Origin of the sequence: Duganella sp., from assembly GCF_039595735.1 — a bacterium.
GTDB lineage: Bacteria > Pseudomonadota > Gammaproteobacteria > Burkholderiales > Burkholderiaceae_D > Rugamonas.
This window is the reverse complement of record NZ_JBCNLB010000001.1, coordinates 1,025,763-1,050,623: the sequence shown is the minus strand read 5'-3', so window position 1 is coordinate 1,050,623 and position 24,861 is coordinate 1,025,763. Positions and strand designations below refer to the sequence as shown.

At 63.9% G+C, this 24,861-nt stretch carries 21 protein-coding genes; 8 read left to right on the top strand and 13 right to left on the bottom strand.

The window, feature by feature from the left end; translation table 11 throughout:
* Positions 1-45: 45 nt before the first annotated feature.
* Complete coding sequence (locus tag ABDW57_RS04830; protein WP_343729062.1) at positions 46-1,023, bottom strand: fumarylacetoacetate hydrolase family protein; 978 nt, start codon at positions 1,021-1,023, stop codon at positions 46-48.
* Positions 1,020-1,736: a 16S rRNA pseudouridine(516) synthase gene (locus ABDW57_RS04825; protein ID WP_343729061.1), complete on the bottom strand. Its 717-nt coding sequence runs from the start codon at positions 1,734-1,736 to the stop codon at positions 1,020-1,022. Before ABDW57_RS04825 ends, ABDW57_RS04830 begins: the two co-directional genes overlap by 4 nt.
* A 124-nt stretch (positions 1,737-1,860) precedes the next feature.
* On the opposite strand from ABDW57_RS04825, the gene ABDW57_RS04820 reads away from it, so the two are divergent.
* Positions 1,861-2,133, top strand: a complete 273-nt coding sequence (locus ABDW57_RS04820) for a hypothetical protein (protein WP_343729060.1) — start codon at positions 1,861-1,863, stop codon at positions 2,131-2,133.
* Between the two features lie 155 nt (positions 2,134-2,288).
* Here ABDW57_RS04820 and ABDW57_RS04815 read toward each other — a convergent pair whose 3' ends face one another.
* Genes ABDW57_RS04815 through ABDW57_RS04800 form a run of 4 tightly spaced genes read right to left on the bottom strand, consistent with a single transcriptional unit; the run spans position 2,289 to position 5,322 of the window.
* Positions 2,289-3,287, bottom strand: a complete 999-nt coding sequence (locus ABDW57_RS04815) for a S49 family peptidase (protein WP_343729059.1) — start codon at positions 3,285-3,287, stop codon at positions 2,289-2,291.
* Between the two features lie 19 nt (positions 3,288-3,306).
* Complete coding sequence (locus ABDW57_RS04810) at positions 3,307-3,672, bottom strand: Rieske 2Fe-2S domain-containing protein (protein WP_343729114.1); 366 nt, start codon at positions 3,670-3,672, stop codon at positions 3,307-3,309.
* Positions 3,672-4,331 (bottom strand): HAD-IIIA family hydrolase, encoded by a 660-nt coding sequence (locus ABDW57_RS04805; RefSeq protein ID WP_343729058.1) that lies wholly within the window; start codon positions 4,329-4,331, stop codon positions 3,672-3,674. Before ABDW57_RS04805 ends, ABDW57_RS04810 begins: the two co-directional genes overlap by 1 nt.
* A 10-nt stretch (positions 4,332-4,341) precedes the next feature.
* Positions 4,342-5,322 carry an RluA family pseudouridine synthase gene (locus ABDW57_RS04800; protein ID WP_343729113.1) on the bottom strand — a complete coding sequence of 327 codons (981 nt, stop codon included), beginning with the start codon at positions 5,320-5,322 and terminating at the stop codon, positions 4,342-4,344.
* A 669-nt stretch (positions 5,323-5,991) separates the two neighbouring features.
* Between ABDW57_RS04800 and ABDW57_RS04795 the strand changes: the two genes are divergently transcribed.
* From ABDW57_RS04795 to fetB, 5 genes are all read left to right on the top strand, one after another.
* Positions 5,992-9,048 (top strand): Rne/Rng family ribonuclease, encoded by a 3,057-nt coding sequence (locus ABDW57_RS04795; protein ID WP_343729057.1) that lies wholly within the window; start codon positions 5,992-5,994, stop codon positions 9,046-9,048.
* Between the two features lie 106 nt (positions 9,049-9,154).
* Complete coding sequence (gene moaA / locus ABDW57_RS04790; RefSeq protein WP_343729056.1) at positions 9,155-10,270, top strand: GTP 3',8-cyclase MoaA; 1,116 nt, start codon at positions 9,155-9,157, stop codon at positions 10,268-10,270.
* Positions 10,271-10,272: 2 nt separating this feature from the next.
* Entirely contained in the window at positions 10,273-12,369 is a 2,097-nt protein-coding gene (gene glp, locus ABDW57_RS04785) for a gephyrin-like molybdotransferase Glp (protein ID WP_343729055.1), read from the top strand.
* Between the two features lie 6 nt (positions 12,370-12,375).
* A complete protein-coding gene (locus ABDW57_RS04780; protein ID WP_343729054.1) occupies positions 12,376-12,987 on the top strand; it encodes an ATP-binding cassette domain-containing protein in 612 nt (203 codons plus the stop codon).
* Entirely contained in the window at positions 12,984-13,781 is a 798-nt protein-coding gene (gene fetB / locus ABDW57_RS04775; RefSeq protein ID WP_343729053.1) for an iron export ABC transporter permease subunit FetB, read from the top strand. The genes ABDW57_RS04780 and fetB overlap by 4 nt, the downstream gene beginning before the upstream one ends.
* Here the strand turns inward: fetB and ABDW57_RS04770 are convergent.
* From ABDW57_RS04770 to cqsA, 5 genes are all read right to left on the bottom strand, one after another.
* Positions 13,732-14,886, bottom strand: a complete 1,155-nt coding sequence (locus tag ABDW57_RS04770; protein ID WP_343729052.1) for an MFS transporter — start codon at positions 14,884-14,886, stop codon at positions 13,732-13,734. The genes fetB and ABDW57_RS04770 overlap by 50 nt on opposite strands.
* Positions 14,887-14,890: 4 nt before the next feature.
* Positions 14,891-15,670 (bottom strand): DeoR/GlpR family DNA-binding transcription regulator, encoded by a 780-nt coding sequence (locus tag ABDW57_RS04765; RefSeq protein ID WP_343729051.1) that lies wholly within the window; start codon positions 15,668-15,670, stop codon positions 14,891-14,893.
* 96 nt (positions 15,671-15,766) lie between these two features.
* The gene (gene rmuC, locus ABDW57_RS04760) at positions 15,767-17,029 is read right to left on the bottom strand and encodes a DNA recombination protein RmuC (protein WP_343729050.1); all 1,263 of its coding nucleotides are present in this window, start codon (positions 17,027-17,029) and stop codon (positions 15,767-15,769) included.
* Positions 17,030-17,033: 4 nt separating this feature from the next.
* A complete protein-coding gene (locus ABDW57_RS04755) occupies positions 17,034-17,426 on the bottom strand; it encodes a group II truncated hemoglobin (protein ID WP_343729049.1) in 393 nt (130 codons plus the stop codon).
* A gap of 15 nt (positions 17,427-17,441) precedes the next feature.
* Positions 17,442-18,674 carry an alpha-hydroxyketone-type quorum-sensing autoinducer synthase gene (gene cqsA / locus ABDW57_RS04750; RefSeq protein ID WP_343729048.1) on the bottom strand — a complete coding sequence of 411 codons (1,233 nt, stop codon included), beginning with the start codon at positions 18,672-18,674 and terminating at the stop codon, positions 17,442-17,444.
* Between the two features lie 175 nt (positions 18,675-18,849).
* On the opposite strand from cqsA, the gene ABDW57_RS04745 reads away from it, so the two are divergent.
* A complete protein-coding gene (locus ABDW57_RS04745; RefSeq protein ID WP_343729047.1) occupies positions 18,850-20,115 on the top strand; it encodes a HAMP domain-containing sensor histidine kinase in 1,266 nt (421 codons plus the stop codon).
* Positions 20,116-20,118: 3 nt separating this feature from the next.
* Positions 20,119-21,126 (top strand): hypothetical protein, encoded by a 1,008-nt coding sequence (locus tag ABDW57_RS04740; RefSeq protein ID WP_343729046.1) that lies wholly within the window; start codon positions 20,119-20,121, stop codon positions 21,124-21,126.
* A 35-nt stretch (positions 21,127-21,161) separates the two neighbouring features.
* Here the strand turns inward: ABDW57_RS04740 and ABDW57_RS04735 are convergent, their stop codons facing one another.
* Both ABDW57_RS04735 and ABDW57_RS04730 read right to left on the bottom strand, forming a co-directional pair.
* Positions 21,162-23,696: an FtsX-like permease family protein gene (locus ABDW57_RS04735; RefSeq protein WP_343729045.1), complete on the bottom strand. Its 2,535-nt coding sequence runs from the start codon at positions 23,694-23,696 to the stop codon at positions 21,162-21,164.
* Entirely contained in the window at positions 23,697-24,704 is a 1,008-nt protein-coding gene (locus ABDW57_RS04730; protein ID WP_343729044.1) for an adenosine deaminase, read from the bottom strand.
* Positions 24,705-24,861 lie beyond the last annotated feature (157 nt).

Sequence of the window (24,861 nt, the reverse complement as noted above, 5' to 3'; positions counted from 1 at the left end):
TGGATTGCGGCAAGGCAAGATCATCGCTCGAATACGGCAGGAAACTCAGGCTTGCTTGATGGTTTGGGCAATCGCGCCAAATACCGATTTGCCGTCGTCCAGCATCTCGATGCGGATGGTGTCGCCAAACGCCATGTAGGGCGTGACCGGCTCGCCGCCGGCGATCATTTCCAGGCAGCGCTGCTCGGCAATGCAGGAATAGCCCTTCTTGCTGTCCTTGTTGGACACGGTGCCGGAGCCGATGATGGAACCGGCGCGCACGTTGCGGGTCTTGGCCAGGTGGGCAATCAATTGCGGGAAATTGAACACCATGTCGACGCCGGCCTGCGGTTTGCCGACCAGCTTGTCGTTCCAGGTCGACAACAACGGCAGATGCACCTTGCCGCCTTTCCAGGCGTCGCCCAGCTCGTCCGGCGTGACCGCCACCGGCGAGAAACTGGTGGCCGGTTTGGATTGCAGGAAGCCGAAGCCCTTGGCCAGCTCATCGGGAATGAGGTTGCGCAGCGACACATCGTTGGCCAGCATCAGCAGGCGGATGCGCTGATGGGCCTGGTCAGCGGTGGCGCCCATGGGCACATCGTCGGTGATCACGCATACTTCCGCTTCGAAATCGATGCCCCATTCGGCATGCGACAGTACGATGTCGTCGGTCGGCCCGAGGAAATCGTCACTGCCGCCCTGGTACATCAGCGGCTCTTCCCAGAACGAAGCCGGCAGCTCGGCGCCGCGCGCCTTGCGCACCAGTTCAACGTGGTTCACATAGGCCGAACCGTCGGCCCACTGGAAGGCGCGCGGCAGCGGCGCCATGCAGTTGGCGGGGTCGAAGTCAAAGCTGCGGCGGCCGCCGCCACGGTTCAGTTCCTGATAGATGGCATCCAGTTGCGGGGAGATGAAGGTCCAATCGTCGAGGGCGCGCTGCAAGGTGCGGGCCACGCCGTCGGCCAGTTGCGCGCTTTTCAGATCGCGCGCGACCACCATCAACTGGCCGTCGCGGGTGCCGTCTTTCAGGGTAGCGAGTTTCATTCAGGGCTCAGCAATGCGAGTTGTTCAGGCGTCAGATAGCACCATTCGCCTTCGTTCAGATCCAGCGCAGCCAGCTCCAGCTTGCCGATGGCCGAACGGTGCAGCGCCGCGCAATGATTACCGGCGGCCGCCAGCATGCGCTTGACCTGGTGGTACTTGCCCTGCTCCAGCACGATTTCCAGCTGGTGCTCGCCGCGCTTGAGGCAGGTGACCGCCGCCAGCGGCGCCGGTTCATCGTGCAATTGCACGCCCGCCAGCATTTTTTCGATCAGCTCGTCAGTGACCGGCTCGGCGGTAGTGGCCTGGTAAATCTTGGGCACGTGCCGCTTTGGCGACGATTGTGCATGGATAAAGGCGCCATCGTCCGACATCAGCAGCATGCCGGTGGTGTCATGGTCGAGCCGGCCAACAGGCTGCACATCGCGCCAGGTCAGCTCTTCGGCCAACAGGGTCAGCACGCCCGGATGATGGCTGGGCTTGCGCGAACATTCATAATTGGCGGGCTTATTCAAGGCGATGTAGACGTGTTCGCGATACTGCACGTCTTCCTCAAACAGGCGGAACACCAGTCCGTCGGTTTCCAGGGTTTCTTTGTAGTTGTCATGCACCACACCGTTGATGGTGACTTCGCCGTCCTCGATCAGGGTGCGGCAAAACTTGCGGGTGCCATAGCCCTGCGATTGCAGGATGCGGTCCAGGGATAATTTGCTCATGGCCGCGATTTTACAGGATGCGCGCATCCTTGACGCATATCAAACCATGCTCAGATTCTATTGTTAGACTGAAACAGCATTAGGAATCCGCCTACTGCCACTAGGAAAGCTCAGCAGGATCATCATGCCCAAACCAGCCAACCCAGCGGCGCAAGCCTCGGCCGCCCACCTCCGTACCGCCCTGCTACTGGAACGTTGCAGCCACACGTCATCGCCGCCGGACCAGGCCGCAGCCGTCTGGCATGCCGCGCAACAAGCGGGATTTCTCGCCTGGCTGGACGCCGGCGGCTTTGCAAAAGAAAACAGCGGCATGGCGCCGCTGTTTTCAGCCCCACAAAGGGACTTGAATGAGGAATCGAAATTCACTCTACTCCGCATCAATGATGCAGTTGAGTAGTTCTCTACGTTGTACTGCACAACTGGTATGTATTGATGTTGGCCCCCCTAGGTAAGAACTACAACACCAATATAGTTCACCATGGAATATCCGCAAGCGAAAATAAGGCTGTATTGATAATATTAATCGGCCTGCCAGTCATCCTACCACCCTGCCTAATGCAAGCTGGGTTTGACCGTGTCCACCGCCGACTTCATGGCGCCCGCCCCCATGGCGGCGCCAAATTTCTTCAGCACACGCTCCGGCAAGCCTTCGTGCTGGGTGTAATCGACAATGTCTTCCGCCTTGACGACGTCGCGCGCCACGCTGTCCACGGTGCCGTAGGCGTCCGCAAGGCCGAGGTCGATGGACTTGGCGCCGGTCCAGAACAGGCCGGAGAACATGTCCGGCGTTTCCTTCAGGCGCTTGCCGCGGCCGTTGCGCACCACCTGGATGAATTGCTGATGGATTTCGTTCAGCATGGTCTGAGCGTGCTGCTTGTGTTTTTCCGTCAGCGGGCTGAACGGGTCCATGAAGCCCTTGTTTTCCCCCGCAGTCAGCAGGCGCCGCTCAACGCCGACCTTTTCCATCACGCCGGTAAAGCCAAAGCCGTCCATCAGCACGCCGATCGAACCGATGATGCTGGCCTTGTTGACGTAAATGCGATCGGCGCCGGCCGCGATGTAGTAGCAGCCGGAGGCGCAAATCTCGTCCACCACCACGTACAGCGGCTTGCCCGGATAACCCTTGCGCAGGCGGATCATCTCATCGACAATCATGCCGGCCTGCACCGGGCTGCCGCCCGGACTATTAATATGCAGCACCACGGCCACCGACCCGCTGTCGGAAAACGCCTTGTTCAGCGCCGGGATCACGACGGCGGCCGAGCCGCTGCCTTCCGATTCGATCGAACCCTCAACCTCGATCAGCGCGGTGTGCCGGCCCAGCGTTTCGCCGTCCGAGCCGGTCCAGCTGAAGTCGAAATAGGCGCTCAGCGCAAACACAATCACCAGCAGGGTCGCGGCCTTGAAGAAAATCCCCCAGCGCCGCGCCGCGGTCTGCTCTTTCAGGGTGGCAAACACCAGTTTTTCCAGCACCTCGCGCTCCCAGTTGGATGGGGCGGCCTTGGCCGGCGGTGCTGCGGGAGGGGTGTTCTGGTCGAGGTTGTCGCTCATGGAATACTTTATGGATTAATCAGGCGCGCGCGGGGCGCAGGTAGTCATCGGGCTGCCAATAAATCTGCTGATCGCGCTCCACCACCGCAATCGGCCGCAGCCGGCCGCCGCGGCAGGGACCGCCGGCGCACTGCCCGGTTTCCGGCACATACAGCGCGCCGTGGGTGGAACACATCAGGTACAGCTTGCTGGACTCGAAAAACTCGCCCTCGTTCCAGTCCAGCTCGATCGGCACGTGGGCGCAGCGGTTCAGGTAGGCATAGGCCTTGCCGCCGTGGCGCACGACAAAGCCGGTGGCGTCCTCGCCGCCGGCGGTCAACGCAAAGCGCACGCCTCTGCCCCCTTCCGCGATGGCGTCCGCGGCGCAGATCAGGATCTCGTCCATCAGGCGTGCTCGCTCAGCCATTGATGCAGCTCGGCCACCGTGCGCGCTGAGTACAGTGGTTTGCAGGCGTGCAGCTGATCGACCGGATGGGCCCCGTACTCGACCGCGATGCCGGCCGCGCCGGCATTGTTGGCCATCAACAGATCATGGGTGGTATCGCCGATCATCACGGTACGTCGCATATCTTGCCCCAATTCCCGCGTCAATTCTTGCAGCATGGCCGGGTGCGGCTTGGAGAAAGTTTCGTCCGCGCAGCGGGTGGCATCAAACAGCGACAATACTTTGACATCATTCATGGCGCGGTTCAAGCCGACCCGGCTCTTGCCAGTGGCCACGGCCAGGAAATAGCCGTTCTGCGACAACTCTTCCAGCATGTCGTGCACGCCCGGGAACAGGCTGATCTCGTGATCGCGCGACAGGAAATGGTAGCGATAGCGTTCCACCATGCGCGGATAAAAAGCCGGATCGACATCCGGCAACACCGCCTGCATGGCTTCATGCAGGCCCAAGCCGATCACGTGGGCGGCCGCATCGTCACGCGGCACCGGCAGCGACAGGTCGCGCGCGGCTGCCTGGATGCACTTGACGATGGTGGAAGTCGAATCCATCAACGTCCCATCCCAATCGAAGACGATCAGATCAAATTGCTTTCTTGCCATGTGTTTGCGATTAGTTAAGAGGTTTTCCCAAGCTTACCAAGAATCGCTCACATTCGGCGGCCAATGGCGCGTTCAGCGTCATGTTTTTGCCGGATTCAGGATGGGTAAACGTAATTTGATGCGCGTGCAGGAACATGCGCTTTAGCGCGCCGCGCGTCTCGGTGGCTTTTTGCAGTGCCTTGTTCAGCGCAAAATCGCCGTATTTGTCGTCACCCAGGATGGGGAAGCCAGACGATGACAGATGTACGCGGATCTGGTGGGTACGGCCGGTCTTCAGCTCGGCTTCCAGCAGGGCAAAACCTTCAAATTTTTTCCGCAGGCTGAAAATGGTGTGCGACGGCATGCCGTCCGGCGACACCGTGACGCGGCGCTCGCCATCCGCGGTACTGTACTTGTGCAGGGCCAGCTTGATGTGCTGGCGCGCATTTTTCCAGTCGCCAGCCACCATGGTCAGATAACGCTTGTCGGTCAGGCCGTCGCGCATCTGCTCGTGCAGGCTGGTCAGGGCCGAACGTTTCTTTGCCAACAACAACAGGCCGGAGGTTTCGCGGTCCAGACGGTGCACCAGCTCCAGGAACTTGGCGTCCGGACGCGAGGCGCGCAATTGCTCGATCACGCCAAACGACACGCCGGAACCGCCATGCACGGCCACGCCGGCCGGCTTGTCGATCACCAGCAGGTGGCTGTCTTCGAAAATAATCGCGAATTCGGCGGCTGGCACATGATTTTCTTGTTTTTCTGCCAAGCGAATGGGCGGAATCCGCACCACATCGCCTTGTGCCAGACGGTACAGCTGGTCGATACGACCTTTGTTAACGCGCACTTCACCCGAGCGCAGGATACGATAGACGTGGCTTTTCGGCACGCCTTTGCAAACGCGCAACAGGTAGTTATCGATCCGTTGACCGGCTTCTTCTTCAGTGATGGTGACGAATTGGGCTTGCAGCGGGGCGGACGTTGAAGCGGGAACAACATCTTTTTGCATCTTCATTTGCTCTGTCTTCCCAGAAATCTCTCTAAGTCCTTCATTTTGAATATATAATCGTTTCGCTGCGGTTCTCACTGCGGCAAGTGTAAGAATAAAAGCACATTTTACACAGGGGCGTCTCCACTGGCCTCGCCAAATTGCAAATTCAGAGGAAAAAATGTATGCGCACCATCCCTGCCGGAATCAGGGTTGCACCGTAGTTGTAATCGGATGGCGACAGGGGTGCTGAAGAAGAATGATTGGATAGTAAGGATAAAGTCCGGTCAGCCAGATTATCAGTTGGGCTGGCCGGTTGATGAGTAGTTGATAACGCTTGCCGTTTTCGCCAGACCCCATGCTCACTGCAAGCCTGACCGCCGGCTGATGCCAGCCCGGTTATAGAAGTAGCAATACTTGTAGTTTGTAAGCCTGGTCGAGATCTGGCCTTCAAGACTGCTCTCCGTCTGTTCTTTTCTGCCGTCCGTTGGGGCCGCATGGAGAACTACAGATGAAGCGAGCACTCGGCATGTCGATCAACCTCATGCGCCCAGTTGCGGCCGCTCCGTGCAGCCGCACAGGATGGGCATACCCACCGCAATCGTTCTGATTCTCGCGTGTATCCCTGTAGCTTGCTGCACCGGTCCTAAGAAACCGGACAGCATACATGGCCCAAGGGTCGCGGAGTTAATAAAAATGAAACGCATGTTGTTTAATGCTACGCAGCAAGAAGAGCTGCGCGTAGCCATTGTCGACGGTCAGAAACTGATCGATATCGACATCGAAACCGCCGGACGCGAACAGCGCAAGTCCAACATCTACAAAGGCGTGATCACCCGCATCGAACCATCGCTGGAAGCTTGCTTCGTCAGCTATGGCGAAGATCGCCACGGTTTCCTGCCGTTCAAGGAAGTAGCGCGCACTTATTTCAAGGAAGGGGTGGATGTCCGTAACGCTTCGGTCAAGGAAGCGCTGCGCGAAGGCCAGGAAATCATGGTCCAGGTGGAGAAGGAAGAGCGCGGCAACAAAGGCGCCGCCCTGACCTCCTTCGTCTCGCTGGCCGGCCGTTACCTGGTGCTGATGCCGAACAACCCACGCGGTGGCGGCGTGTCGCGCCGGGTGGAAGGTGAAGAGCGCCAGGAACTGCGCGAAACCATGGACAAGCTGGACCTGCCGTCCGGCATGTCGGTGATCGCCCGCACCGCCGGCATCGGCCGCAGCGTGGAAGAACTGCAGTGGGACTTGAACTACCTGATGCAGCTGTGGCGCGCGATTGAAGGCGCCGGCAAATCGGCGTCCGGCGCGTTCCTGATCTATCAGGAGTCGTCGCTGGTGATCCGCGCGATTCGCGACTACTTCCAGCCGGATATCGGCGAGATCCTGATCGATACCGACGAGATCTACGAGCAGGCCCACCAGTTCATGAGCCACGTGATGCCCGACATGGTGCACCGTGTAAAACGCTACAGCGACGACGTGCCGCTGTTCTCGCGTTTCCAGATTGAACACCAGATTGAAACGGCTTACAGCCGCACCGTGCCGCTGCCCTCCGGCGGCGCTATCGTAATCGACCACACCGAAGCGCTGGTGTCGGTTGACGTCAACTCGGCCCGCGCCACCCGCGGTTCCGACATTGAAACCACCGCTTTCCACACCAACTGCGAAGCCGCCGAAGAGGTCGCCCGCCAGCTGCGCCTGCGCGACCTGGGCGGCCTGATCGTGATCGATTTCATCGACATGGAAGTGGCCAAGAACCAGCGCGAAGTGGAACAGCGCCTGAAAGACGCCCTGCACCACGACCGTGCACGCGTTCAGATGGGCAAGATTTCCCGCTTCGGCCTGATGGAACTGTCGCGCCAGCGCCTGCGTCCGTCGCTGTCCGAAGGCTCGCACGTGACCTGCCCGCGTTGCTCGGGCACCGGCCACATCCGCGATACCGAATCGTCGGCCCTGCAAGTCCTGCGCATCATCCAGGAAGAGGCCATGAAGGAAAACTCGGCCACCATTCACGTGCAAGTACCGGTGGACGTGGCAGCCTTCCTGCTGAACGAGAAGCGCGGCGAAGTGCTGAAGATCGAGACCCGCCACCGCATCACCATCATCCTGGTGCCGAACAAGCACCTGGAAACCCCGCACTACAAGCTGGAGCGCATCAAGCACGACGATCCGCGCCTGGAAGACAGCAGCGCCAGCTACACTCTGGCCGAGCAGGCTGAAACCGACATGGCCTACAGCAAGCGCCAGAAGGAAGAAACCAAGCCGCGCCAGGAAGCCATGGTCAAGACCATCACCCCTGAGCAGCCTGCGCCGATGGTTGACCGCAAGCCGACCGAAACCATCATCAAGCCAGCCCCGGCCCCAGCGCCGGCGCCGGCCGAGCAAGGCTTCTTTGCCAAGCTGATCGGCTTCTTCACCGGCAAGCCAGCCGCACCGGCCCTGCCGCAGCAGCCGACCATCGTGGTCAAGGCGCCAGCCGGCGGCGAGCGCGGCGACCGCAATGCCCGTGGCCCACGCGGCCGCAACCGTAACGGCAAAGGCGGCCGTGCCGAGCGCGAAGAGAAAGAACCAGGCGCAGCCAAGGAAGACAACAAGGCCGCGGACGCCAACGGCCGTCCGCCACGCCAGCCGCGTCCGCCGCGTGAAGCGCGTGAGCCACGCGAGCAGGCAGCGGAAGGCCAGGCACGCGAGCGTGCTGAACGTCCTGAGCGCGCCGAGCGTCCGGAGCGTGCCGAGCGCGCAGAGCGTGGCGAACGCGCTGAGCGTCCGCCACGCCAGCCACGCGAACCGCGCGCCGACAAGGCGCCGGTGGAAGCCAAAGTGGAAGAGCTGGCACTGAACGCCGCCGCTGCAGGGTCGACCGGTCCGGCCGTGGACGCCGCCGCCAGCATCCTGAAATCGGCGCCGAACGCCGGTCCGGAAGGCGATGAAAATGACGTGGCAGTGGACGGCGATGAGCCGCGCCGCCGTCGCCGTCGTGGCGGCCGCAACCGCAACCGCCGCGAACGCGAAGGCGTGGAAGGCCAGGACGCCGTTGCCGGCGAAAACGGCGAACAGGCTGAACTGAGCTTCTCGCCAGTGGCGGAAGCCGCCGAGGCAGCCGCCGCAGCTGCCGTGGAACCCGTCCCGGCCGCCGTTGCTCCAGCCGCCGAGCCTGTGGCCGTCGAACCTGCCGCACCAGCCGCAGCCGCTCCGCTTGCCGAAGCTGCCGTTGAAGCCGCGCCAGCCGCCGTGGCTGTACCAGTTGCACCGGCAATTGAGGTACCTGCAGCCGCCCCGGTAGCGGAAGCTGCCCCGGCCGCCGCGCCGGCCGTGGCAACCGCGCCAGCAGCGCCAGTGGCCGAAGCGCCGCTGGCTGCCGAGCCTGTGGTCGCCGCTGCCGAAGCTCCGGCTCCGGCAGTGGAAACGCCAGCCGTCGTGGCCGAAGTGGCTGCATCGGTCGCCGCCGAGCCCGCACCGGCAGCACCGCTGGCCGCCGAACCAGTCGCCCCGGTAGCCGCTGCGCCGGCACCAGCGCCGGCACCAGCCCCAGCGCCGGCACCGGTGGCCGCCGCGCCAGCACCATCGGCCCCGATCGACCTGCAAGCCGTGCTGAGCTCGGCCGGCCTGACCCTGGCTTCGACCGATCCCGCCAAGCTGCGCGCCGCCCAGGAAGCCGCTGCACAAGTGGCGCAACCAGTGCGCGTGCCACGCGAGCGCAAGCCGCTGCCACCGCAGGTTGACGAGCCCTTGATCCAGGTCGACACCCGCCGTTAAGCCGCGCCAGCTGCAAGCTAAAAAAGGGAAGCCTCGTGCTTCCCTTTTTTTATCATGCTATCGTAGCTGTCTGAGTCATTAGCAAGTGCATTTCATAAACAGCAATATGGCAGAAAAAATTATCATGATGACCGAGCAGCGCGGTACGGCGCCGGTCGTTCCCACCGCCCTCGAAACGCCGACCGGCCTGTTGAGCGACCGCCTGGCGCGGCCGCTGCACGACCTGCGCATCTCGGTCACCGACCGCTGCAACTTCCGCTGCGTGTACTGCATGCCAAAAGCGGTGTTCAACAACGATTACCAATACCTGCCGCACACCTCGCTGCTGTCGTTTGAGGAAATCACCCGCATCGCCAAACTGTTCATCGCGCACGGCGTCGAGAAAATCCGCCTGACCGGCGGCGAGCCGCTGCTGCGCAAGAACATCGAAAAGCTGATCGCCATGCTGGCCGGGCTGAAAACCGTCAGCGGCAAGCCGCTGGACCTGACGCTGACCACCAACGCCTCGCTGCTGGCGCGCAAGGCGCAGTCGCTGAAAGACGCCGGCCTGCAGCGCGTGACGGTGTCGCTGGATGCGCTCGACAACGCCGTGTTCCAGCGCATGAACGACGTCGACTTCGCCGTCGATGATGTGCTGAAAGGGATAGACGTCGCCCACCAGGTTGGCCTGGGGCCGATCAAGATCAACATGGTGGTCAAGGGCGGCATGAACGACCAGGAGATCGTGCCGATGGCGCGCCACTTCCGCGGCAGCCCGTATATCCTGCGCTTCATCGAGTACATGGACGTGGGCGCATCCAATGGCTGGAAGATGGACGAAGTGATTCCATCGGCCGAAGTGATCCGCCGCATCAGCGCCGAGATGCCGCTGGAGCCGGTGGCCGCCAACTACACCGGCGAGACCGCCGCGCGCTGGCGTTATGCCGACGGCAGCGGCGAAGTCGGTGTCATCTCAAGTGTATCCCAGGCATTTTGCTCGGACTGTACTCGCGCGCGGCTCTCGACTGAGGGTAAACTGTACACCTGTCTGTTCGCCACCAGCGGCCACGATTTGCGCGCCCTGCTGCGCGAAGGCCGCAGCGATGCCGAGATCAGCACCGCGCTGGCGCATTTGTGGCGCGCACGCGAGGACCGCTATTCGGAGCTGCGCACCAGCCAGACCGAGGCACTAAAGCAGCAGCGCAGTGCCAATAAAGTGGAAATGTCTTACATCGGGGGATAGTTTTGTCTTTGAAGAGCAAGGTCACCGGGTTGATACTGGCGGGTGGACGCGGCACGCGCATGGGCCGCGTGGACAAAGGTTTGCAGCCGTTCCGCGGCTCGACGCTGGTGGCGCATGTGCTGGCGCGCCTGGCGCCGCAGGTGGCCAGCGTGGCGATCAATGCCAATCGCAACCTGCCGCAGTATCAGGCGCTGGCAGGTGCATCGCCGGTGCTGCCGGATTTCCTGGATGGTTTTGCCGGGCCGCTGGCGGGCTTGCAGATTGGCTTGCAGTTCTGCCCGACCGAGTTACTGCTGACGGCGCCGTGCGATTCGCCATTCCTCCCGGCCGACTTGGCCGCGCGACTGCACGAGGCCATGCTCGCACAGGGCGCCGACATGGCGATGGCGGTGACCATGGAGCGTGATGAGCAAGGTGCGCTGTACCGCCAGCCGCACCCTGTCTTCAGCCTGATCAAGGCCGATGTGCTGCCGCAGCTGGAAGCTTACCTCGACACCGGGGCGCGCCGCATGGAAGGCTTCTTCAAGACGCTGCAAGTGGCCGAAGTGCTGTTCGACGACAGCGCGGCCTTCAGCAACATCAACACACTGGAAGAACTGCAGCACCACGAACGCACCGACGCCACGTCTCGCGGGGCAAGCGGCCCGGCCGCAAACGTGCGTGATAACGCGGACGACGTGCGCCCGGCAGCATCCGACCCGAGCGGAGCGGGCGCAGTGCCGGCGGCGCGCAGCACGGGCCACGTGGTGACCGCGCCGGGAGCTGGTGCGGGCGACACCGACCTGGCGGCGCACGCGCCGGCCGCTGGTGCGGGCGACACGCACCTGGCGGTGCACGCGCCAGGTGCAGCCGCGCGCGACACCGATCCGCCAGCGCTGCCGGTGACGGAGGCGCAGCGGCTGATCCGCGAGCGCGTCGTACCGGTGGAGGCAACCGAAACACTGCCCCTGCTGGCCGCCCTCGATCGCGTGCTGGCCGCCGACATCATCTCGCCGATCAACGTCCCCGCGCACGACAACTCGGCCATGGACGGCTATGCCCTGCGCGGCGCCGATTTGCCTGCCGAAGGTACGGCGGCTTTCAACATCATCGGCATCGCCTACGCCGGCCATCCAGTCACGCAGGCGCCGCAAGCCAACGAGTGCGTGCGCATCATGACCGGCGCCAGCATCCCGCCCGGCTGCGACACCGTCCTGCCGCAAGAACTGGCCGCCAGCATTGACGGCCAAACCGTCACCATCGCCGCCAACGCCATCCGCGCTGGGGCCAACCTGCGCCGCGCCGGCGAAGACCTGCGGGCCGGCGGCATCGCCATCCCCGCCGGCAAACTGCTGCGCCCCGCCGACCTCGGACTGGTCGCATCGCTGGGCATCGGCCAGGTCACCGTCAAGCGCAAGCTGAAGGTCGCCTTCTTCTCCACCGGCGACGAACTGCGCTCCGTGGGCGACAAGCTCGATGAAGGCTGCGTCTACGACAGCAACCGCTACACCCTGTTCGGCATGCTCACCCGCCTCGGCTGCGAAGTGATCGATATGGGCGTGGTCAAAGACGACCCGCAGGCACTGGAAGCGGCCCTGCGCAGCGCCGCCCGGCAGGCCGACGCCATCATCACCTCCGGCGGCGTCTCCGAAGGCGCCGCCGACTACACGCGCGACATCATGGCCCTGCTGGGCGACGTCGCCTTCTGGAAGCTGGCCATGCGCCCCGGCCGTCCGCTGGCCTTCGGCAAAGTCCAGACCGAGCAAGACAGCGCCTGGCTATTCGGCCTGCCCGGCAATCCGGTCGCGGTGATGGTCTCGTTCTACATGTTCGCCCGCCCTGCCCTGCTGCGCATGATGGGCACCGACTGCCAACAGCAAACCGTCCAGGCCCGCGCCACGGAAGCCATCCGCAAACGCCCCGGCCGCACCGAATACCAGCGCGCCATCCTCAGCACCGGCAGCGACGGCGCGCCGCAAGTGCGCCTGACCGGCGCCCAGGGCTCCGGCATCCTGCGCTCGATGAGCGAAGCAAACTGCATCGTCGTCCTGCACCATGACCAGGCCAGCGTGGCCGCCGGCCAGTTGGTCGACGTGATGCTGTTCGACGGCCTGACCTGACGCCGCATGCAGCCACGCCTGCAAGTCCGCCAGCTGCAATCGCCCCTGGCCGGACCTTATTCCTTCGAACTGGCGGCCGGCCAGTGCATCACCGTCTCCGGCCCGTCCGGCTCCGGCAAAAGCCTGCTGCTGCGCATGCTGTGCGATCTCGATCCCAACACCGGCGAGATCCTGCTGGACGGCAAATCACGCGCCAGCATCAGCCCTCCCGCATGGCGCGCACAAGTCGTCTACCAGCCGGCCGAGCCGGCATGGTGGCTGCCCACCGCCGGTGCCCATTTCAAACCGGGCCAGATCCCGCGCGTGCATGAGCTGCTGCCGCAACTGAACCTCTCGCCCACATTGCTGGAACAGGAAGTGAGCCGTCTCTCCACCGGTGAGCGCCAGCGCATGGCCCTGATCCGCTCCCTGGCGTGCCAGCCGAAAGTGCTGCTGCTTGACGAACCCACCGCCGCACTCGATCCCGAGGCAGTCGCCGCCACCGAATCCCTGCTGCATAAGGAAGTCCGCAACGGCCTGTCGCTTGTCCTCGTTACGCACTCCACGACGCAAGCGCAGGCACTGGGCAGCCGCCGCATGACCATGCGCGACCGCCAGCTCAGGGAGGACAGGCCATGAACGCCATCCAGCCCGGCGCCATCGACCTTGCCGTTGCCGCTTCGCTGGTGGTGCTGAATGCCGGCATCTCGGCCTACCTCGGCCTGCGCATGCAGCGCATGGTGCTGTGGTCCGCCGTGCGCATGGTGGTGCAACTGCTGCTGGTGGGGCTGGTGCTGCGCTGGGTATTCGCGTTGGCCTCTCCCGCCGCCACGCTGGCCGTGGCGCTGCTGATGATCGTGGCCGCCGCACGCGAAGTGGCGATGCGTCCCGCGCACGGCCTGCGTGGCTGGCCTGGCGTGTGGCTGGCGACGGCCAGCGTCGGCCTGTCCAGCATCGCCACCGTGGTGCTGGCGCTGCTGACGGTGTTGCATCCGACGCCATGGTACGAACCGCAATATGCCGTGCCGCTGATCGGCATTGTGCTGGGCAACGTGCTGAATTCCGCCAGTCTGGGCCTGGACACCTTCTACGGCGGCGTGGTCAACGCCCGCGCCGCCATCGAAGCGCAGCTGGTGCTGGGAGCGACCCGCAACGAAGCACTGGCGCCGCTGATCCGGGAATCGGTGCGCAAAGGCCTGATCCCCATCATCAACCAGATGTCGGCGGCCGGCATCATCACGCTACCGGGGATCATGACTGGCCAGATCCTGGCCGGCATGGACCCGATGGACGCGGTGCGCTACCAGATCCTGTTGATGTTCCTGCTGGCCGGCGGCAGCGGCATCGCTGTCACGCTGGCTGTCTACCTCGCGGCGCGCAGCATCACGGACGAGCGCCACCGCTTGCGGCTGGAGCGTTTGACGAGCCGCTGAACGCCACCAGCAGCATGCCGCACGCCAGCGCCGCAAAGGCCCACTGCAAGCCAACGGCGTGCGCCACGAAACCGATCAATCCCGGACCAGCCAGAATACCGGCATAGCCGATGGTGGAAATCGCACTCACCGCCAGACTGGCCGGCATATCCTTCTGGCTGCCGGCTGCGGTGAACAACACCGGCACGATATTCGATGCGCCAAAGCCGATCAGCAAAAAGCCCGCCAGCGCCAGCCACGCCGACGGCGCCAGCACCACAATCAGGAAACCTGTCGCCGCCGCCAGGCCGCCCAACAACAAGATGCGGCGCCCGCCCCAACGCTGGACAATGCGATCGCCATTCAGGCGGCCGATGGTCATCGCCACCGCAAACGCGGCGTAGCCAAGGCCGCCCTGTGCGCTGCTCATGCCGCTGTTGGTCAGCATCACCGCGCTCCAGTCCAGCACCGCGCCTTCGGCCAGGAACACGAACATGCACAGCACGCCGATCAAAATAACCGCGCCGCGCGGCACCACCAGCAAAGGCGCATCACGCTCCGCCGCCGGCGCTTCGCGCAGCAGATTCGGGCCAGCGGCCAGCAACACCAGCGCCACCGCAATCGTCATCACCACCGAGGCGCTGATGATGTCCATGCCCAGCCACAGCATCGCGCTCATGGCGCCCGCGCCAACGATGCCGCCCACGCTGAACATGCCGTGGAAGCCGGACATCAACGCGCCGCCGTAATCGTTCTCCACGATCACCGCCTGCACATTCATCGACACATCCAGCGTGCCGATGGTGGCGCCGAACAGGAACAAGGTCAACGCCAGCAAGGGCGCGCTCGGTGCGATCGCCAGGAACGGGAACACCACCGCACAACCAAGACCGGACCACATGATCACGCGGCGGCAGCCAAAGCGCGCCGCCAGCACGCCGGTCACCGGCATCGCCAGCAGCGAGCCAATGCCAAGGCACAGCAGCAGCAAGCCCAGTTGCGCCGCTTCCACGCCGGTACGCACCTTGGCGTAAGGCACCAGCGGCGCCCACGCAGACATGGCCATGCCGGCCGCCAGAAAAGCTAAACGCGTCGATACGCGCTGTTTCAATCCGTAGTTGTTCATGAGTTTATGCGCCGGCGCGCAGCAGGCGGGTGCCAGCGGCGGCATAGGCCTCCGCGACGTCCGCGCTGGTTGCGGCTTCGACGATCAAATGGGTTAATTGGGAAATCGGCAGCACGCTGTACGACGCCACCGCACCGATCTTGCCGGTCGTGGCAAGCACCGCGGTGGCCTTGCTTTGTGATGCGAGGCGGCGCTTGAATTCCGCCTCCTCGTAATCAACCGCCGTCACGCCGGCCTGCATATCGACGCCGCAAGCGCCGATGAAATACAGGTCGGGACGTATCAGTTGCAGCTCGCGCAGCGCGGTCGCGCCCACGCTGCCGCCCAGGCTTTGCTTGATGCGTCCGCCGATCATGATCAGGTCCACATGCGGCTTGTCCAGCAGCCGCGCGGCGATTGACGGTGCATTGGTCAACACCGTCACCGGCGCCACCGGCAGCGCTTCCGCGACTGCCAGGTTGCTGCTGCCCGCGTCCAGGAAGATGGTGCTGCCTGGCGCCACCAGCGTTGCCGCTGCTGCGGCCAGACGCGATTTATCGTCCTGCTGGCGCTCCATGCGCTGCACCAGCGTGCCGCTTTCCGGTCCTGGCGAGATGCGCACCGCGCCGCCATACACCTTCTGGCACAACCCGGCGGCGGCCAGGTCGCGCAGGTCGCGGCGGATGGTGTCTTCGGTGACGTTGAGCTCACGCGCCAGCGCAGCGGCAAGCACGCGGCCTTCGGCGTTAAGTTGCTTAAGTATCAATGCATGCCGCTCGGGCAGCAGGAGGGATTCGGTTTTCATGCCCGCATTGTACACAAATACGCAAAAACGCGCACAAACACGCAAAACCATGGATTCCGAGAATCGCCACATCCAGCGGCCAACGTGCCGCGCTCCTTATTCGGTATCGAGCTCGCCTTTATCCAGCAATAACTGGGCCTGTTCGCTCGGCAGGGCTTCCACCGTTTTCAGCTTGCGCGCCATCTGGCGGCTGCGGGTCTCGGCCGATTCGATATTCTTGGCGGCGCGTTCCAGCGTCAGCTTGGTTGCGGCCAGCACGTCGCCAAACTTGGCAAACTCGGTCTTCACCGCGCCCAGCACCTGCCACACCTCGGACGAGCGCTTTTCCAGCGCCAGCGTGCGGAAGCCCATCTGCAAACTGTTGAGCAGCGCCGTCAGCGTCGACGGTCCGGCGATGCTGATGCGGTTGACGCGTTGCAGCTCGTCGGCCAGACCGGGACGGCGCATCACTTCGGCGTACAGGCCTTCGGTCGGCAGGAACAGGATGGCGAAATCGGTGGTGTGCGGCGGCGAGACATATTTCTCGGAGATGGTCTTGGCCTCGACCCGCACCGCGCGTTCCAGCTCGCGGCCGGCCTGCGCCACGCCTTCCGCATCGGCGCTGTCGGCCGCTTCCAGCAGGCGTTCGTATTGCTCTTTAGGGAACTTGGCATCGATCGGCATCCACACCGGCGCACCGCCCTCCGTCTGGCCCGGCAGCTTGAGCGCGAACTCCACGCGCGCGCCCGTGCCGGCGATGGTTTCGACATTCTTTGCGTATTGGTCCGGCGTCAGCACCTGCTCCAGCAGCATTTCGAGCTGCACCTCGCCCCAGGTGCCGCGGGTTTTCACGTTGGTCAGCACGCGCTTCAGATCGCCCACGCCCAGCGCCAGCTGCTGCATCTCGCCCAGGCCCTGATGCACGCGCTCCAGGCGTTCGGACACCTGCTGGAACGAGGCGTTCAGGCGCGACTCCAGCGTGGCGTGCAGTTTTTCGTCCACCGTCTTGCGCATCTCTTCCAGACGCGCGCCATTGTCGGTTTGCAGATCCTTGATCTTGGTCTCCAACATCACGCGCACTTCCAGCATGCGCTGGTTCATGGTGTCGGCAAACAGCTTGAGATTGCGGGTCTGCTCGTGCCGGCTGCTGACGCCCTGCTCTTCCAGCTGGCGGCGCATGGCTTCAAACTGCTGCACGCTGGCGGCGTTGCTGGTCTGCGCGGTGGTCTGCAATTGCATGCGTACTTCACGCTCGACGCGCTCAATGCGCTCGGCCAGGTCGCCGGCCGCGCCGCCACGCGCTCGCAACAACGCCAGCACTTGCAGCACAATGATCGCGGCCAGTGCCGCCAGCAGGACGAAAAACTCGATCGAGGTCATGGAATCAGTCCGGCTTGTTGCGCATCCAGTCGGCGGTCTGGAAGAAGGAATTCATCAGGCGCACGCGCAGTTCGGTGTCGATGCCCACGTCTTCCATCGCCCACGCCATGCAGCGCAGCCACTGGTCGCGTTCCTGCGTACCGATGGCAAACGGCATGTGACGCATGCGCAGGCGCGGATGGCCGTGCGCCTGCTGGTACAGGTCCGGGCCGCCCATCCAGCCGCTGAGGAACATGAACAGGCGCTGGTTGGCATTTTCCAGCGAGGGACCGTGCACGGAGCGCAGCAACTGGAACTCGGGTTCAAGCTCCATCAAATCATAAAAGCGATCGACCATCGCGCGGATGGTCGGTTCGCCGCCAATTACTTCATAGAGGGTGCGGGATTCTTCAGTCATACCCGCAATGATAGCTTATACGAGGGCCAGCTTGCGCAAGCGCCGCGTGGACGACCAGCTCTCCATATCCACCTGCGCGCGGATCTCATCGCAAGCCCGGACGATGCGTGTCAGGGCCGCGTCATCCAGGCCGGAATTGAGCGTCAGCCGCACCAGCGAACGGTTCCTCGGCGTGGCCGGCGCGCAAAACATGGCGCCGTACACGCCCTGCTGTTCCAGCAGCTTGCGCAGGGCCAGCGTTTTTGGTTCCGGTCCCGGCTCCAGCGCGATGATCTGCTCCGTGCCGTCGCTGACGTTGTACCCCAGAACGCTCAGCTCCTCGCGCAGCGCGCGCGCATTGGCGTGCAGCGCAGCGCGGCGCTGATCCGCCGCCGCGATGAAGTCGATGGCGGCGTCGAACCACGCCAGCTCGTGCCCCAGCAGGCAGGAACTGAAAATCGCCGGACGCGACTCGGACAGGAAGTAGCCCTTGAAATGGCTGGAACAGGTAATGAATCCAGCGCGCCCGGCAAACGCCTTGGCCAGCGACGCCGTTCGGAAATGCACCCGCTCGTTCAGGCCCAGGGCCGCCACCAGCCCGGCGCCGCGCGGCCCGTGCGTGCCCAGCGAATGCGATTCGTCGACGACCAGCATGCAACCGCTGCGTTCAGCAATCTCCGCCAGTTCGGCCAGCGGCGCGATGCTGCCATTGGTGCTGTACAGCGCATCGACCACGATCAGACCGCGTCCGTGGCGCTGAAGCTGCTTCTGCAGATGCTCCATATCGTTATGCAGGAAGGAGACCGGCAAGGCGCCGGCCGACTGCACGCCCTCCCACAACGAGGCGTGCGCCTGCATGTCGAGGTAGACCGGAATTCCCGGGCCGGCCAGGGTCTGCACCAGCCCCACATTGGCAGCCCAGCCGGATTGCGCCAGGATGCCATCCTCGGCGCCCATGAACCGGGCCAGCTTGCGCTCCAGCTGGTGCTGCGGGCTGCCTTCCTGCAGGTACACGGCCGACATCAGCAATTCGCCCTGGCTGTGCTGCAGGGCGGCCACCTGCGCCGCCACCAGCGCCGGTTCGCCGGCCAGGCACAGGTAGTCGTTGCCGGCTAAAAAAACCGCGCCGGCCGGTGTCGGCTGCCAGGCGTGCGGATGCTCGCCGCCCAGCAGTTGTTGAATACGGGTGACATAGTGCAAATCCATGCGGCGGGTGACGAAGTCCGGCAGCACGGCAGGTATGTGATGGTGGGCAATAGCGTAGGTCATAGTGCATCTCCGATGGGTTTTGGACAAAACAACTTGTTTTTTTGTGAACTGCAGACGCCACCATGCGGCGAAAAAAACTCATCGAGATTGATACGGATCAATATCCGTTTTGATATTGCTGAATGCGTTGCAAATACCGGCGATGATGGCAACTTGATAAAAATCAAAAGCCGCCATGAGCTCTCCCTTGCAAGAACGCTGGAAACGCTGGCAGCACCGACTCCTGCAGTCCCTGCTGCTGTACCACGGCCGCGACGACCACGCGACCGTGCGCGTTCTGCTGCTGGCCTGCATCGGCACGGTGGGCATGCCGCTGTATTACGTGATCTGGCAGCACTTTTTCCCGCAGGAGTACGAGTCGCTGCCGCTGCGCATGCTGGGCATCCTGCTGTGCACCGTGGGCCTGTTTGCGCGCCAGTTCAGCCGGCAGATGCTCAACCTGTATCTGCTGGTCACGCTCAGCTACATCTTTCCCTTCTTCTTTACGCTGATGTTCCTGATGAACCACGCTTCCGGCGTGTGGAGCGAATCGCTGCTGATCGGGCTGGTGGTGCTGTTCCATTTCGATACCGGCCTGGCGCTGCGCGCTTACGCCATCGGCACCCTGCTGGCGTGCGCGGTGGCGGCCGCGCTGGGCGAAGGCGAACTCCTGCTGAGCAGGCAGGTGCTGCAGCAGGTGCCGATCCACTGGTTCACCATGGCGGTGCTGTCGGTGGCCAAGATCAGCCGCCACGTGCTGGCGCAGGAAAAGCTGGCCGGCATGGGCGCCGGCCTGGCCACCGTGGCGCACGAACTGCGCACGCCGCTCACCAGCGTCGATGCCAATGTGCGCGGCCTGCTGCGCATGCTGTCGGACGCGCAGATGCAGAGCAAGGACGACCGCCTCAGCATCATGGACGCGCTGGCCCGCATCCAGTTCGAGGTGCGCCACATGAACCACATGATCGACCTGTTCCTGCTGAGCGCCACGGCGGTGCGGCAAAACCTGCATCCTGTGGAGACGGTGTCGATGGAATCGGTGGTGGAGGCAGTGCTCAAGCGCTACCCGTTCGCTACCCAGAGACAGCAAAAGATGGTGCGGCTGGAACTGCGCCGCAATTTCCACTTCGCCGGCCAGAGCGAGCTGGCGGTGGTGGTGCTGCTTAACCTGATGCGCAACGCCCTGCGCGCCGTGCAGCGCGCCGGCAAGGGCCGCGTGCGCATCGTCATCGATGGCGCCCACCAGCCGCCTCGCCTGCTGTTCATCGACACCGGCTGCGGCATCGCCGCGCAGAACATGTCGCTGATCTTCCGCCGCTTTTATTCGCACCCGCCGCACAACGGCGCCGGCATCGGGCTGGCGCTGTGCCAGGAAATCATGGAAGCCTGGCGCGCCCATATCCGCTGCGTCTCGCGCGAGAGCGCCTACGCCATCTTCATCCTGGAATTCCCCGCGAGGTAAGTCATGCATCTACCCGTCTACGCCCATCCCACGTTGACCGTACTGGTCGACGACAGCGACTCCTTCCTGCGCAGCCTGTCATTCCAGCTCGATCCCATGCTGGCCAACAAAACCTTCCATGACACCACGGAAGCGCTGCACTGGCTGCGCAGCAGCGCGCCCGATAGCGGCGTGCCGCTGCATGTCAACTTCGACATGCACAACCTGCCGGCCGATCAGTGCAACGTGGCGCTGGACCTGGAGCGCATCTACCGCATTGCCGAGCAGCGCCAGCGCTTTGCCACACCCTCGGTGCTGGTGGTGGATTACTCGATGCCGCAGATGAACGGCCTGGAATTCTGCGCGGCGGTGGCGCACCTGCCGTGCAAGAAGATCCTGTTCACCGGCGCCGCCGATGAGAAGATCGCCGTCAGCGCGTTCAATCGCGGCCTGATCGACCGCTATATCAAGAAAAGCGACGACCACGCGCTGGACATCCTGGAGATGGAAGTGGCGGCGCTGCAGGACAGTTATTTCGACCACCGCTCCGACACCCTGCGCGAGATGGTGGCGCTGCATGACTACCGCTTCCTGACCGATCCGGCGCTGACGGAGGTGGTGCGGGAACTCAAGCGTACGCTGGGCTTTGTCGAGCATTACATTTTCCCGAATCCGACCGGCATCCTGTTCCTCGACCAGCACGGCAAGGCCACGCTGATGGTGATCGAAACGGAGCAGAGCATGTACGCCCAATACGAAATCGCCCGCGACAGCGATGCGCCGCGCTCACTGCTGCACGCGCTGCTGGAGCGGCGCGTGCTGACCTTCTTCAGCGATCCGTTTGGCGACGGCATGTACAGCAGCGGCATGGCCGAAAACTGGCACCGCTACTGCGCCGCGCCGCGCGTCTGCCAGGGCAAGGAAACCTATTACTGGGCGCTGTTCGACCTGCCGTCCCACTACTTCGATCAGCGGCCGCACACCTACGCGCAATTTGTGCAGGAACTGCAGCCCGAAGCGGTCGCCGCCTAGCCCATTGTCATTCGTGCGCAGGCGGGAATGACAGGTCAGGCCTCGCGCAGGGTTTGCAGCGGCGGCTGGCGCAGCACGTTGCGCAGGCCCAGCCAGCCGCCGGCGATGGCGCACAGCGCGCCGGCCACCAGCCCGACCAGCCACACCATGGGACTGAAGCTCCACGCAAACTTGAACTGATACGTCGCCAGCGCCCAGCCCATGGCCGCCGCGCCGCTGGCCGCCAGCACGCCGGACAACGCGCCCACCAGCGTGAACTCGATCAGCTGCGCCTGCGACAGCTGCTTGCGGGTCGCGCCCAATGCGCGCAGCAGGCCGGCCTCGCGGGTGCGCTCATCCTGCGATCCCATCAGCGCCGCATACAGCACCAGCACACCGGAAGCCAGCGTGAAGATAAACAGGAACTCCACCGCCGTAATCACCTGATCCAGTACCGCCTGCACCTGCCGCAAAATGCCGCCGACGTCGACGATGGTCAGGTTGGGGAAATCGCGCGTCAGCGCATTCATCACCGCACCCTGCCCTTGCGGCAGGTGGAAGGCGGTGATCCAGCTTTGCGACACTTCCGTCATCGCCGCCGGGTTGATGATGGCGAAGAAGTTGACCCGCATCGAGCCCCAATCCAGCTTGCGGATGCTGGTGATGGTCACATCCACCGGCGTGCCGGCGATATCGAAGCGCAGCTTGTCGCCCAGCTTCCAGTTGAGCGTTTTGGCGATGCCCTGCTCCACCGACACCTCCGGGAAGCCCGGCTTATCCTCGAACCACTTGCCCTCGACGATCTTGTTCTCGGCCTGCATCTGCGCCATGGTGGACAAATTGAATTCGCGATCGGCCAGGCCGCGCGCGCGGTCCTCGGTGTAGGTGTCGGCGGTGACCGGCTTGCCGTTCACCTGCGTCAGGCGGCCGCGTATCATCGGATATTGCGGCGCGTAGCTGACGCCCGCCGCCTTCAGGCGCTGCGCGATCTCTTGCTGCTGCTCCGGCTGGATGTTGATGATGAAGCGATTCGGCGCGTCGGCCGGCGTGGCGTTGCGCCAGGCGGTCATCAGATCGCCGCGCACCACGGTCAGCACCAGCAGCGCCATCATGCCCAGCGCCAGCGAGACGATCTGCACGATGGTGGCGCCCGGACGGCGCTGCAGCGAGGTAATCGCAAAACGCCAGCTCTGATGATCGATCGCGCCGCGCAGGGAGCGCAGCGACTTCAATCCCAGCCAGCCGACCAGCCCGAACAGCGCAAACGCGCCGAAGAAACCCAGCGCCGTGTACAGCGCCATCTTCGGATCGCCCGCTTGCCACAGCAGCAGCGCCACAAAGCCGCCCATGCCGAAGCCATAGGTGGCCAGCGCGCCCACCTGCGGCGGATCTTGCTCGCGACGGATCACACGGTTGTGCGGCACCTTGCGCAGCTGCAGGATGGGCGGCAGCGCAAACGCCGCCAGCAGCAGGATGCCAATGGCCAGGCCCTGCAGGGCCGGATAAATGGTCGGCGGCGGCAGCTCGCTGGAGACCAGCGCGCCTAGCACCTCCAGCAGCACATAGTGGCCGGCGAAACCGACCGCCACGCCGGCCGCGCTGCCCAGCAGGCCGACCAGCAGGAATTCGATCAGGTACATCACCGTGACCTGATTCTGCGTCAGGCCCAGGCAACGCAGCATGGCGCAGGCGTCCAGGTGGCGCTGCATGAAGCGGCGCGCAGCCATCGCCACCGCCACCGCGGCCAGCATGGCCGACAGCAGGCCGACCAGCGACAGGAAGCGGTCGGCGCGCTCCAGCGTGGTCTGCATCTCAGGGCGGCCGTCCAGCGACTCCACGCGCACGCCCTTGATGTTGTTGTCCTTGATCTGCGCCTCGATCCACTGCTGATACGCCTTGGCCACCGCCGCGCCATTCTTCAGCGATGGCGGCGCCCCCACCAGCAGGCGGTAATTGACGCGCGAGCCGGGCTGGATCAGGTTGGTGGCCTCCAGGTCTTCCAGCGCAAACATCACGCGCGGCGCAAAGGCCAGGAAGTTGGCGCCGCGATCCGGCTCGGCGGCGATCAGGCGCGCGATGGTGAACGTCTTGTCGCCCAGTTTGAGCTGGTCGCCGACCCGGGTTTTCAGGCTGCCCAGCAGGCCCGGCTCGACCCAGACGGTGCCGGCAGCGGGCGTAACGTCGGCCGGCGTGCCCACGCTTTGCTCCGCCTGCGCGGCATCGGTGGTGGTCTTGACCTTGCCGCGCAGCGGATAGCCGGGACCGACCGCCTTCAGGGCAGCCAGCATGGATGAAGATTGCTCGCCTTCGCCGGCCTGCGCCATGCTGGGAAAGGTGATGGCGTCGGTCACCACCAGCCCGCGCCGCAGCGCGGCGGCGCGCCACTCGGCCCGCACCGGCAAGTCGGCGCTGACCGCCACGTCGGCGCCCAGCAACTGGTGGGCGTCGCGATCCAGCCCGCTGCGCAGGCGGTCGATGAAGAAACCGGTGGCCGACAAGGCGGCCACCGCTACCGTCAGCGCGATCAGCAGAAAGCGCAGCTGGCCGGCGCGCCAGTCGCGCGCCGTCATTTTCAGGGCGAGTTTGAACATTTAGACCTTGGCAAAGAATGCGTCGACTTCATCCAGATATTTTTGCTTTTCCGCAGCCGGCAGGAAGGCCGCCACAAAGCCATTGCGCGCCAGCCGGTGCGCATGCGACAAGCCCAGCGGCAGCGCTTCAAAGGTGGCGATGAAGTTGTCGTTCATGTAGCCGCCGAAGTAAGCCGGATCGTCCGAGTTCACCGTCGCCAGAATGCCGGCGTCCAGCAGTTGCAGCAGATTGTGCTGCGCCATCTGGTCGAACACGCACAGCTTGATGTTGGACAGCGGGCACACCGTCAGCGCCATCTGCTCTTTCGCCAGACGCCCGGTCAGCGCGGCGTCTTCCAGGCAGCGCACGCCGTGGTCGATGCGCTCCACTTTCAACGTATCCAGCGCGGTGTAGATGTAAGCCGGCGGGCCTTCCTCGCCGGCGTGCGCCACCAGGTGCAGGCCGAGCTCGCGGCAACGCGCGAACACGCGCGCGAACTTTTCCGGCGGATTGCCGACTTCGGAAGAATCCAGGCCGACGCCGATGAACTTGTCGCGGTAAGGCAGCGCCGCGTCCAGCGTGGCAATGGCGTCCTCTTCCGACAGGTGGCGCAGGAAGCACAGGATCAGCGTGGCGCTGACCGGACTGTCCTGGCAGGCGCGGTAGATGCCGTTGATGATCACGTCCATCGGCACGCCGCGCGCGGTATGCGTTTGCGGATCGAAGAAGATTTCGGTGTGACGCACATTGTCGGCCTCGGCGCGCTTGAGGTAGGCGGCCGTCATGTCGTAGAAATCCTGCTCCTTCAGCAGCACGCTGGCGCCGGCATAGTAGATGTCGAGGAAAGATTGCAGATCGGTGAAGGCATACGCCGCGCGCAGCTGTTCCACCGAGCCGTACGCCAGCTTGACGCCGTTGCGTTCGGCCAGCGCGAAGATCAGCTCCGGCTCCAGCGAACCTTCGATGTGGATGTGCAGCTCGGCTTTCGGCATCTGCTGCAAAACGCGGCGCAATTGGTCGTTCAACATTTTATTTTTTCCTGTTACTGGGGTGACTGAATCGGTCCATCTTATCTCATGCGGCGGTAGCGTGTCTGCACATCTTTCAAAGGCATGTTACTGTGGTGGCAGAGGATCGGAAAACACCCGGAAAACGTCGTGATTAATTCGATATTTTGTTTTGAAA

Excerpts from the sequence above, each read along its gene's own strand:
- ABDW57_RS04830 (WP_343729062.1), bottom strand. The coding sequence starts at position 1,023 with ATGAAACTCGCTACCCTGAAAGACGGCACCCGCGACGGCCAGTTGATG.
- ABDW57_RS04825 (WP_343729061.1), bottom strand. The coding sequence starts at position 1,736 with ATGAGCAAATTATCCCTGGACCGCATCCTGCAATCGCAGGGCTATGGC.
- ABDW57_RS04820 (WP_343729060.1), top strand. The coding sequence starts at position 1,861 with ATGCCCAAACCAGCCAACCCAGCGGCGCAAGCCTCGGCCGCCCACCTC.
- ABDW57_RS04815 (WP_343729059.1), bottom strand. The coding sequence starts at position 3,287 with ATGAGCGACAACCTCGACCAGAACACCCCTCCCGCAGCACCGCCGGCC.
- ABDW57_RS04810 (WP_343729114.1), bottom strand. The coding sequence starts at position 3,672 with ATGGACGAGATCCTGATCTGCGCCGCGGACGCCATCGCGGAAGGGGGC.
- ABDW57_RS04805 (WP_343729058.1), bottom strand. The coding sequence starts at position 4,331 with ATGGCAAGAAAGCAATTTGATCTGATCGTCTTCGATTGGGATGGGACG.
- ABDW57_RS04800 (WP_343729113.1), bottom strand. The coding sequence starts at position 5,322 with ATGAAGATGCAAAAAGATGTTGTTCCCGCTTCAACGTCCGCCCCGCTG.
- ABDW57_RS04795 (WP_343729057.1), top strand. The coding sequence starts at position 5,992 with ATGAAACGCATGTTGTTTAATGCTACGCAGCAAGAAGAGCTGCGCGTA.
- moaA (WP_343729056.1), top strand. The coding sequence starts at position 9,155 with ATGGCAGAAAAAATTATCATGATGACCGAGCAGCGCGGTACGGCGCCG.
- ABDW57_RS04780 (WP_343729054.1), top strand. The coding sequence starts at position 12,376 with ATGCAGCCACGCCTGCAAGTCCGCCAGCTGCAATCGCCCCTGGCCGGA.
- fetB (WP_343729053.1), top strand. The coding sequence starts at position 12,984 with ATGAACGCCATCCAGCCCGGCGCCATCGACCTTGCCGTTGCCGCTTCG.
- ABDW57_RS04770 (WP_343729052.1), bottom strand. The coding sequence starts at position 14,886 with ATGAACAACTACGGATTGAAACAGCGCGTATCGACGCGTTTAGCTTTT.
- ABDW57_RS04765 (WP_343729051.1), bottom strand. The coding sequence starts at position 15,670 with ATGAAAACCGAATCCCTCCTGCTGCCCGAGCGGCATGCATTGATACTT.
- rmuC (WP_343729050.1), bottom strand. The coding sequence starts at position 17,029 with ATGACCTCGATCGAGTTTTTCGTCCTGCTGGCGGCACTGGCCGCGATC.
- ABDW57_RS04755 (WP_343729049.1), bottom strand. The coding sequence starts at position 17,426 with ATGACTGAAGAATCCCGCACCCTCTATGAAGTAATTGGCGGCGAACCG.
- cqsA (WP_343729048.1), bottom strand. The coding sequence starts at position 18,674 with ATGACCTACGCTATTGCCCACCATCACATACCTGCCGTGCTGCCGGAC.
- ABDW57_RS04745 (WP_343729047.1), top strand. The coding sequence starts at position 18,850 with ATGAGCTCTCCCTTGCAAGAACGCTGGAAACGCTGGCAGCACCGACTC.
- ABDW57_RS04740 (WP_343729046.1), top strand. The coding sequence starts at position 20,119 with ATGCATCTACCCGTCTACGCCCATCCCACGTTGACCGTACTGGTCGAC.
- ABDW57_RS04735 (WP_343729045.1), bottom strand. The coding sequence starts at position 23,696 with ATGTTCAAACTCGCCCTGAAAATGACGGCGCGCGACTGGCGCGCCGGC.
- ABDW57_RS04730 (WP_343729044.1), bottom strand. The coding sequence starts at position 24,704 with ATGTTGAACGACCAATTGCGCCGCGTTTTGCAGCAGATGCCGAAAGCC.